This is a genomic window from Streptomyces gossypii (assembly GCF_025165795.1).
GTDB lineage: Bacteria > Actinomycetota > Actinomycetes > Streptomycetales > Streptomycetaceae > Streptomyces > Streptomyces gossypii.
Map to the genome: position 1 here is coordinate 126,841 of NZ_JAJAGO010000020.1, position 9,184 is coordinate 136,024.

The 9,184-nt window shown below is 70.5% G+C and carries 7 protein-coding genes; 2 read left to right on the forward strand and 5 right to left on the reverse strand.

All coding sequences use genetic code 11. The features are described from left to right. Positions 1 to 3: 3 nt before the first annotated feature. The 3 genes from LHJ74_RS31790 to LHJ74_RS31800 form a co-directional block, all read right to left on the reverse strand. A complete protein-coding gene (locus LHJ74_RS31790) occupies positions 4 to 2,034 on the reverse strand; it encodes a serine/threonine-protein kinase (protein WP_260221754.1) in 2,031 nt (676 codons plus the stop codon). A gap of 243 nt (positions 2,035 to 2,277) precedes the next feature. Then, entirely contained in the window at positions 2,278 to 2,964 is a 687-nt protein-coding gene (locus LHJ74_RS31795) for a DUF4232 domain-containing protein (RefSeq protein WP_260221755.1), read from the reverse strand. 116 nt (positions 2,965 to 3,080) lie between these two features. Further along, on the reverse strand, positions 3,081 to 5,144 hold the full coding sequence (locus LHJ74_RS31800; protein ID WP_260221756.1) for an elongation factor G: 2,064 nt from the start codon (positions 5,142 to 5,144) through the stop codon (positions 3,081 to 3,083). Between the two features lie 266 nt (positions 5,145 to 5,410). Between LHJ74_RS31800 and LHJ74_RS31805 the strand changes: the two genes are divergently transcribed. Both LHJ74_RS31805 and LHJ74_RS34295 read left to right on the forward strand, forming a co-directional pair. Continuing rightward, complete coding sequence (locus tag LHJ74_RS31805; protein ID WP_260221757.1) at positions 5,411 to 6,289, forward strand: hypothetical protein; 879 nt, start codon at positions 5,411 to 5,413, stop codon at positions 6,287 to 6,289. A gap of 50 nt (positions 6,290 to 6,339) precedes the next feature. Then, the gene (locus tag LHJ74_RS34295) at positions 6,340 to 6,972 is read left to right on the forward strand and encodes a hypothetical protein (RefSeq protein WP_311203375.1); all 633 of its coding nucleotides are present in this window, start codon (positions 6,340 to 6,342) and stop codon (positions 6,970 to 6,972) included. Between the two features lie 33 nt (positions 6,973 to 7,005). On the opposite strand, the gene LHJ74_RS31815 is transcribed toward LHJ74_RS34295, so the two are convergent. Continuing rightward, positions 7,006 to 7,680 carry an AIM24 family protein gene (locus LHJ74_RS31815; protein WP_260221758.1) on the reverse strand — a complete coding sequence of 225 codons (675 nt, stop codon included), beginning with the start codon at positions 7,678 to 7,680 and terminating at the stop codon, positions 7,006 to 7,008. 91 nt (positions 7,681 to 7,771) lie between these two features. Beyond that, positions 7,772 to 9,184 (reverse strand): tetratricopeptide repeat protein (locus LHJ74_RS31820; RefSeq protein WP_260221759.1); only part of this gene is annotated, 1,413 nt, incomplete at its 5' end.

Here is a 9,184-nt window from a genome sequence, read left to right on the forward strand (position 1 = left end):
GACCTAGTCGGCGCGCTCGTAGTGGTAGCCGTCACCGTGGGCGGGCCCCACGTCGTGCTGGATGCCGCTCGGGTCGTAGAGGCTGAAGGACGACGGGTCATGCGGCTGGCAGAGCCTTCCCGTGGAACGGGACTTGTCGACCGGGGCGGGGCCGATGTCTATCCGGCTGCCGTCGGCCGTCACTGACACCAGCCTGGCCACGTTCTCGCAGTGGCCCGAACCGGTCAGGTCGCTGACGAGCCGGACAGCGTGCTCGCCGGGTGCGGCTCTGGAGATGATCACCTTGCCCGGCTGCCGGGCGTACTGGGTGGTGAGGGTCCAGGTGCCGGAGAAGTGCGCGGGCACCTTGTCGCCGTCTCCGGAGGCGTCGTCGTCGGGTTCGTCGTCGGTGTCGCTGCCCTCGGTCGAGCCGCCGTCTCCGCCGCCGCTCGAGGAGCTGTCGCCCTCTTCGGAACTGCCGGGTTCGTCCGAGTCGGTGCTGTCGTTGCCGGAGCTCTTGTCGCCCTCCTTCGAACCACCGTCGCCCGGTCCCTCACCCGACGTACCCCCGCCGCGCTGCCTTGAACTGCCGTCCTTCGCGTTGTCGTCGGAGCCCTGCGGGCTCTCCTCGTCCTTCGGCTGCGAACTGGCAGGCGTGTCAGGGGCGTTGGTGGCGCCGGGATGCTCGGTGCTGCTGCTGGCCGGGGGCGGGTCCTGCGAGCTGCCGAACGGGTCGACCAGCAGCACCGACCCGCCGCCGATCGACACCACGGCGACGACCGGCACCGCGAGTTTCCAGGGCCGCTTGCGGGAACGCCGGTCCTGCTCCCCGGTCCTGCCTCCCGTTGGTGCCGCCGCTGACGCTGCCTTCCCGGCTGACGCATCCGGCTCCGGCACCGCCACCGCTACCGGCACCGGTGCCGGCTTCTCGGCTTCCGGCGCGGCTGCCCCGCCCTCGTCCTCGCCGGGCTGCTCCTTCGGATGCAGGCCGACCGTCGAGCGGTCGCGAGCCTGCGAGGCGGCTTCCGGCGGGCGCTCGCGAAGAACGTCTGTGTCCAGGAGCCGTGCCGCATGCTGGGCGAGGTCGGCGACGACCGCGGCGGGCAGCCAGGCTCCACCGGCCGCGGAGGGGCGCTCACGTTCGGAGTCGGAGTCGGAGTCGGCGTCGGAGTCGGCGCCGCCGTCGGAGTCCTCGGTGGAGCCCGTCAGGTCCGCCAACAGGGCGTCCACGTCAGGGCGTTCGTCGACTTCCTTCGTCAGGCACCGGTCGATCAGGGCACGCAGGCGGTCGTCCCGCACCCCGTCCAGTTGCGGTGTGTCCTCGACGATCTGGTACATCACCGAGTGCTGATTGGTCGCCCCCTGCCCGAAGGGGAGCACTCCCGTCCCCGCATACGTCAGCAGGCAGCCGAGCGTGAAGACGTCGCTCTTCGGCCCCGCTCCCCGGCCGCGGATCTGCTCGGGCGACATGAACCCGGGCGAGCCGATGACCATGCCGGTGCTGGTCAGCAGCGACTCCATCGTGTCCAGAGCGCGCGCGATGCCGAAGTCGATGACGCGCGGCCCCTCAACCGTCAGCATCACGTTCGACGGCTTGAGGTCGCGGTGCACGATGTCCGCCGTGTGGATGTCCCGCAGGGCCCGCAGCAGTCCTTCGGCGAGGAGGTACAGGGAGTCCGTCGGCAGCGGACCGTACCGTCGTACGACCTGTTCGAGGGTGAGACCGGGCACGTAGCCGGTGGCTACCCAGGGATGTTCGGCGTCCGGGTCGGAGTCGAGTACGGGCGCCGTGTAGCGTTCGCCGACACGTCGCGCCGCGGCGATCTCCCGGCGGAAGCGGGCCCGGAAGTGGGCGTCCGAGGTGTGCTCCTCGTGCACCATCTTGACGGCGACTGTGCGTCCGCCCTCGGACCGGGCGAGGTACACCCGTCCCATGCCGCCGGCGCCCAGCCGCCCGAGCAGCAGGTAGGGTCCGACCTGCTGCGGATCGCCCTGAGTGAGCGGTTTCAGCCCCTCGACGCGGTCTTCCTGGTCGCCCTCGTCAGCCCTGGTCATGCTGCCTGTTTCCCCCGTTGTGTCGCCGCGCCCTCGCCCCAACAGGGGTCAGAATAAAGCCTGTTGATGTTCGGGTGGACGGCTGGCCCGATCAGAGCGCGGTCCACGGCCCTTACCGGCGGAATGCACCCGGCACAGCGCCGGACGGCGCACCATGTGGGGACGGGCACGGACAGCTCACGTACAGACGGCAGCCGGGGAGCGAGGGCGGGCGGCGGGGAGACTCCGGAGGACGGCTGGCGGCTACGGCCGGGCGGCAGCGCCCACGGTGGGTGTGGTGGTGAGGGTGGGCACGGGGTTCGCGCCGCGGCCGTACGGGTCCGCGGCCCAGGCGCTCACGCCGAGCTTTCCCGTGTTGCCGAGATCGACGTTGGCCGGGACGGTCTGCTCGTCGCTCCCCGCCGCCGGGGTGACGGTGAGATGGCGGCCGTTGGCTGCCGGTTCCGAGGATATGGTCACCGTGTTCCGCCAGACCAGCTTGGCCACCGCCTTCTCACCGCGCTTCAGCGTGACCGGCTGCGGGCCCTTGTCGAACTGGTCCAGAAGGGCCACGGACGACGCCCCGTGCCGGACGTCGATATCCAGCACCTCCCGGTCCCCGTCCAGGACCCGGACCGTCGGGTACCCGTTCACCGTGTAGGGGCTCTCCGCCCCGCAGTTGACCAGTTCGACGCTCATCACCCGCAACCCCATGGCGGCTTCCGCGGTGCCGGGACGCACGAGGATTCCCGACTCGGGGCAGGCCGGAGCAGGCATGGCGGAGGGGCTGGCCGAGGCCGAGGCCGGCGCGGGCACGGCGGCGGCGTCCGCGTCGGTGCCGGGGGCGGGCGTGCTGCCACAGGCGGTGAGCAGCCCGCTCGCGGCAGCCAGCAGCCCGAGGTTGGGCAGGAGCCGTCTTCTTCGAAGACACCAAGTAGCTGACGGATACATCCACAGATCATGGCATGACGTCGCAAGGCGCCCGCCGTCCGGCCCGACAGGGGGGCGGCTCGGTCCAGGCGTCAGATCTACGCCTCAGACGGTGGTGCCCCGGAGCGGTGGCGGCCTCACACCCGCCGGTTGACATGCAGCAGGTACTCCTTGCGGTTGAGCGGGTTGTGGTCCGTTCGCGGCCGGTCCGGGACGGTGCCGTGGATCGGCTGATGGTGGTCGAAGGCCGACTCCAGTACGCCTTCGCCGCGGGTCAACGACGGCAGGTGCTGCTCCAGTTCGTGCACCCGGGCGGCCGGGATCGCGCCCTCCAGCGCGTACGAGGAACCTCGTACCTCCGGTGTCCCCGGCACTGCACGCAGCCGTGCCAGCACGGGAAGCAGCGGGCCGAACGCGTCCGCGGGCAGGTCGAGACGGAAGCGGTGCATCGGCTCGTACACCTGCGTACCAGCCAGCCGCAGCGCGTCCATCAGGACGAGCCGGGTCAGGTTGCGGAAGTCCCCGGCAGTGCTCGACATGCTTTTGTCGAAGGTGCCGTGGGCGTGACTCTGCCGGGGCCAGTAGCCGGAATGCGTCATGGTGACCGTGCAGTCGGCGACCTCCCAGCCGTGAATTCCCTGGTGCATGGTCTCCCGCACGGTCTCCTCGACCGCTTTGAAGAAGGCGAACGGCATGGAGCCGAGTTCGACCTCCAGACGGAATTCCACGCCCGTTCCGACCGGTGCCGGATCGATGCGGAGACCGACGGTGGCGAGAAAGGGATTGGGCTCCTTGTCGATGATCTCGTAGGCCGCTCCGGTGCCGACGGGCCGTTCCAGGCAGATGGTGGTGGTCTCGCGGAAGGTGACGTCGACGCCGAATTCGTCCGCCAGCGTCGCCTGGATCACCTCTTTCTGCACCTCGCCGTAGAGGGAGACGGACACTTCCTGCCGGATGCCGTCATGGCGCAGATTGATCAGCGGGTCCTGCTCGGCGAGTTGGGTGAGGGCGGCGTGCAGCCGCCCTCGGCCGGAGGGGCGGGCGGGGATGACGACCGTCTCCAGCGTCGGCGGGGCGAAGTGGCCGCGCCCCGCCTTCCCCCTGGCGGCGGGTGCGCCTGGCGCGTCAGGCACCTCGGGCACGCCGGGCGTGCTGATCGTGTCGCCGATCCGGATGTCTCTCAGGCCGCTGAGCCTGCCGATCTGCCCCGCCGAGACCGACTCGCTCCGGGTGGCCGCGCCTTGGTGGAAGACGCTGACCGCGGTGACCTTCTCCGCGTCGTCCCGGCCGTCGTCCCCGCTGGTGTTCCGTTCGCCCGCACGGCCGAAGCGGAGCAGGTCGCGCGGGCGTACCGTGCCGGAGAACATGCGGACGTAGGCGAGTTTCTGCCCGCCCGGACCGCGTTCGACCTTGAAGACGGTGCCGGAAACGGGGGCGTCGGCCTTGCCTTCCGCCGCGGGCAGCAACTCCCTGATCCCGGCGCCCAGGGCTTCCGTGCCCGCGCCGGTGATGGCCGAACCGAAGTACACCGGATGCGCCAGCGCCCGCTTGGTCTGTTCGGCCAGGGCGTCACGGAGCCGGTCGTAGGAGAGTGCCGTCTCGTCTTCCACGTACGCCGTGAGCAGCGCGTCGTCGTGGTCGGCGAGCAGTTCGGCCAGCCGGGTGGTGAAGCCGGTGTCCGAGGCGCCGTACGGCACCGTGCCGGCGCTGCGGGAGCCCGGTGCGCTCACCGACCCCATCGGCACGATCGCCGGGGTGAGTTTTTCGGAGATGCTCCGCAGCACGCTCTCGTACCGGGCGCCGCTGCGGTCGATCTTGTTGACGAAGATCAGGGTGGGGATGCGAAGTCGCTGCAGCGTCCGCATCAGTACGCGGGTCTGCGCCTGTACGCCCTCCACCGCCGAGATGACGAGCACGGCGCCGTCGAGCACGCTCAGCACCCTCTCGACCTCCGCGATGAAATCCGGGTGGCCGGGGGTGTCGATCAGATTGACGGTGACGTCGTCGAGGGCGAAGGAAACGACGGCGGATTTGATGGTGATGCCGCGTTGTCTCTCCAGCGCCAGGGAGTCCGTCCGGGTGCTGCCGTCGTCGACGCTGCCGATTTCTTCGGTGACCCCTGCGGTGTGCAGAAGCCGCTCGGTCAGGCTTGTCTTACCGGCGTCGACATGCGCCAGGATTCCCAGGTTCAGCGTGTGCACGAAGCTTCATGTCCTCAAGGTGGGCGGCGATTACCTGTGGGGTGGACATGAACGCTCGGCGCATGATCTTCTCCTCTTTCGCTTGCTGTCGCCGGGAGTACAGCAGAGGTCCGCCGTGGTGGGCAACTGGTTATGACCTGGTGTGCGGCCGTTGTGTGCCGACGGCGGGATGCGCCCGGTGCCGTGCGGGGGCGGTGGGGGATGATGGGGCGGCCCGCTCCGTTGCCGCGACGAGGCCCGTATGAATCCGCATGAAGGGGTATGTGATGACCCAGCCTCCTCCAGAGCCACCGCAGGGCGGCTTCGGTGCACCACAGCCGCCCGCGCAGCCGCAGCCCCCGGGCATGCCGCCGCCTCCGCCGCCGGTGCCGCCCCAGGCGTCGGGTCAGCCCGGGTACGGGTACCCCGCCGCGCAGCCGTCGCCGTACGGCCAGCCGGGACCGTACGGTCAGCAGTCCGCGTACGGTCAGCAGTCCCCGTACGGCGAGCAGTCCGCGTACGGCCAGCAGCCCTCCTACGGCTATCCGCCCCCGGCCCCGCCGGGCAACGGAAACCTCAGCCCCAAGGGCAAGGTGGCCGCCATCATCGCCGCCACGGTCGTGGCCCTGGCGCTGATAGCCGGCGGTGTCTACCTCGCGGTCGGTGACGACGGCGACGGCGACGAGAAGAAGCCCGTGGCCGACAGCAGCGCGAGCGCCGATCCCACGGACGGCACCTCCGAGGAGCCCACGGAGGAGCCCACCGACGAGCCGACGATCCCCGACGACCTGCCCGAGCCCGACATCTCGGAACCAGAACCGACGGACGACCCGTTGGGTGAGGACGGTCCTGCCCCGGCCGCGGGAGACTTCGAGGGCTCCTGGCAGGACGCCAGCGCCAAGACCCTGACCATCGGCGCGAAGCAGTCCAGCGGCGAGGCGGCGGGCAAGAACTCGGTGTCCTGGATTGACTTCGGCGGTGAGGGTCTGTGCATCGGCATCGGCGAGAAGCGGGGCACCTCCGAGTTCCGGCTCGCGCTCAAGTGCGATGAGGGCGGCGACGAGACGTACATCTCGGGGACGGGCACGAAGACCGCCGGCAATGACGCCATCAAGGTGGACTGGGACAAGGGCGGCTCCGACACCCTGGACTGGGCCGGGACCTGAGGGTCCACGGCGGGGCAGGGCAACGGCGGAGCGAGGGGACGGAGCGGGAGATGGCGGTACGCAAGGGAACGATGAAGGAGCAGGTCGCGGAGGCCGTCGCACAGGCGTACCCCGGTGACCGTGCCCTGGTGACGATCGGCACCGTGACGGGGCCGACGCCCTGGCTCACCACCGGTGTGCTGGGGGCGATCGGGCAGCTCATGGTGAAGTACTACTTCGTCACCGTCACCGAGCAGGCCGTGGTCCTCCACCGTCTGCACCGCATGACGCAGCGCCCCAAGGAAGTCGTCCATCTGGTCCCGCGCGCCCAGCTTCAGGGCCGTCTCGGCGAGGTGCAGCTGAACCCGCTGTGGAGCTGGTTCCGCTTCACGCTGCCCGGCGGGACGAAGGCGACCAGGTTCAACGTCAACCGGATCTGGCGCGAGGAGCTGGAGCAGCTGCTCCCGCTGTTGTCCGGCGCCCAGCACGGCGGGCCACCCCAGTATGGCGGTCCCCACCAGCAGCCCGGACCGGGCCCGTACGCCGCGCCGGGCCCGTACGGGGCACCCGGCGGCCCGCAGGCCGGCCCCGGGCCGTACGGGCAGCCGCCCCAGCAGCCGCAGCCGTACGGGCAGCCGTATCAGCAGCCGCAGCAGTCGTACGGCCAGCCCCCGCCGCAGCCGTACCACCCGCCGCAGCAGTAGCTCCCCGCGCCGCGCGAGCCCCGGGCGCCCGTCTCAGTTGGAGACGGGCTTGCCCGTCAGCTCGCTCGGCCGCACGATCACGAAGCCCTCGCCCTCCAGCTTGAGCTGCACCGCCTCGCCGGAGCCGCCGCGGATCATGGATCCGAAGCTCTGCGAGCGGTTGAGGGAGGTCTGTAGCTGAGCGCTCCAGCCCACCACCGCGTCGGTGTCGACCAGGACGGGCGCCTGCGGGGAGACGGGGATGACGAGCGGGCTGCCCTCACACATGACCGCGAGCTTGCCCTGGCCGGTGAAGAGGCAGTTGAAGAGGCCGCCGCCGGTCATCCCGGCGCCCTTCACCATCTTGATCTCGTAATTGAGGCTGGAGTCGAAGCACAGCACGTTGCGACCGTTGACGGTGAGGCTGTCGCCGCCGGCGAAGTCGACGATGAAGCAGTTCTGCGCCTCGTGCGCGAACCACGCCTCGCCCTGGCCGCGTACAGCCATGAGGGCGAGCCCTTCACCGGTGGCGGCTCTTTTGAGGAAGTTCCCGACTCCCTGCCCGTGCTTCTCGAACTGGAGGTTGCCGCGGAAGGCGACCATCGCGCCCTGGCGTGCGTAGCACTCGCCGTTCACCGCGTACTTGATCGACTTGGAGTTCTGCTGTGTCATGCCGGGCGCCGCGGCCGGCTGGGCCATGTTCTCGGAGGCGAAGATCTCACTCTGCATGCCCCGATCCTCCTCCGGAACGGCTCACTCCGCCAAGTCGTCGGGGGCCGGTGGCCGGGCGGGATGCTTCAGGACGGGGCGGCGTACGCAGTCAGACGGGCGTGTACCCGGCGGCGTTGAGCAGCGCACGCGCCTCCGCACCGTCCGGACTGCCCGCCTCGGTGAACAGTGACAGCGCGTCGACCCAGCAGGCCCGCGCACGATCGGCTTGGCCCTGAGCCTGAAGCGCCTTGCCCAGGACCGTCAGAATGTTGCTGCGCCGCCAGGCGCCGCCTGTCCGGTGGAGCGTGAGCGCCCGGTCCGCGCAGGCGGCTGCCTCTGCGGGGCGCCGGGCCGCGAGGTGTCCTTCCGCCATGCGGAAGGACGCGAGACCCTCCCACAGTCCCTGACCCAGGGCCCGGAACATCGCAAGGGCGCCGTCCAGCTCGGCGATGCCCTCGGCTGCACGCCCTGCTTGTACCAGTGTGGTACCGAGGATGTACTTGCAGTTGGCCAGGCGTAGGTTCGGTCCGTGGGCTTGCGCGAGCGTGACGCTCTGCCGGGCCAGCCCGATCGCGCTGTCGTACCGCCCCAGGGCCAGGCGGACGCGTGCGAGGTTGCAGAGCGCGCTCGCCTCAGCGACCGGGTTGCCGTGGTGGCGGAAGGCGAGGAGGGCCTCGGCGAGGTATTCCTCCGCTTCGGTGTACCGGGCCTGGTAGTTGGCGACGATGCCGCGGTCGTTGAGGGAGTACGAGGCGGAGATCGGGTCGCCGACGGACTGGCCGAGGAGTCCGGCCAGGCGGGCCTGTACGTCTGCCTTGTCGAAGCGGCCGGTGGCCAGGTACACGGCCGTGAGCACAGTACGCACCCGCGCCTCGGCGTGGGCATCCTGAGCTTCGTGTGCGGTCTCCAGAAGTGCGGTGGCGGCCTGTTCACAGGAGCGGCTGTTCACGCCCGACTCGGCGAGGCCGCTGGTGGCCATCAGCAGGTCTACGGCGCGGCGCAGGGTGTCACTGGAGGCGAGCTGGCGGGCGCAGGCCAGGAAGCAGGCGGATTCGGCGGACAACCAGTTGGCGGCGGCGCTCTGGTTGTCGAGCGGCAGACCCGGTGAGTGGGTCTTCTCCAGATGCTCGACGAGCCTCTCGCCGGGCTGGTCCAGGGCGTACACGCGGGCTGCGGTGGCGAGGTAGAAGTCCAGGAGGCGGGAGAGGGCGGCGTCGCGTTCGCTCGGGGGTTGTTCGTCGCGTTCGGCGCAGGCGCGGGCGAAGAGGCGGAGGAGGTCGTGGAAGCGGTAGCGGCCGGGGGCGGCGGATTCCAGGAGGGAGGTGTCGACGAGGGATTCGAGGAGGTCCTCGGTTTCGTCGGGGGTGCGGTCGAGCATGGAGGCCGCCGCGTGGAGGGAGATGTCGGGGCCGTCGGCGAGGCCGAGGAGGCGGAAGGCGCGGGCCTGGTCCTTGTCGAGCTGGCTGTAGCCGAGTTCGAAGGTGGCTTTGACGGCTTGGTCGCCTGCCTGGAGTTCGTCGAG

Coding starts and splice junctions, on each gene's coding strand:
- LHJ74_RS31790 (WP_260221754.1), bottom strand. CDS start 2,034: ATGACCAGGGCTGACGAGGGCGACCAGGAAGACCGCGTCGAGGGGCTG.
- LHJ74_RS31795 (WP_260221755.1), bottom strand. CDS start 2,964: ATGTATCCGTCAGCTACTTGGTGTCTTCGAAGAAGACGGCTCCTGCCC.
- LHJ74_RS31805 (WP_260221757.1), top strand. CDS start 5,411: ATGACCCAGCCTCCTCCAGAGCCACCGCAGGGCGGCTTCGGTGCACCA.
- LHJ74_RS34295 (WP_311203375.1), top strand. CDS start 6,340: ATGGCGGTACGCAAGGGAACGATGAAGGAGCAGGTCGCGGAGGCCGTC.
- LHJ74_RS31815 (WP_260221758.1), bottom strand. CDS start 7,680: ATGCAGAGTGAGATCTTCGCCTCCGAGAACATGGCCCAGCCGGCCGCG.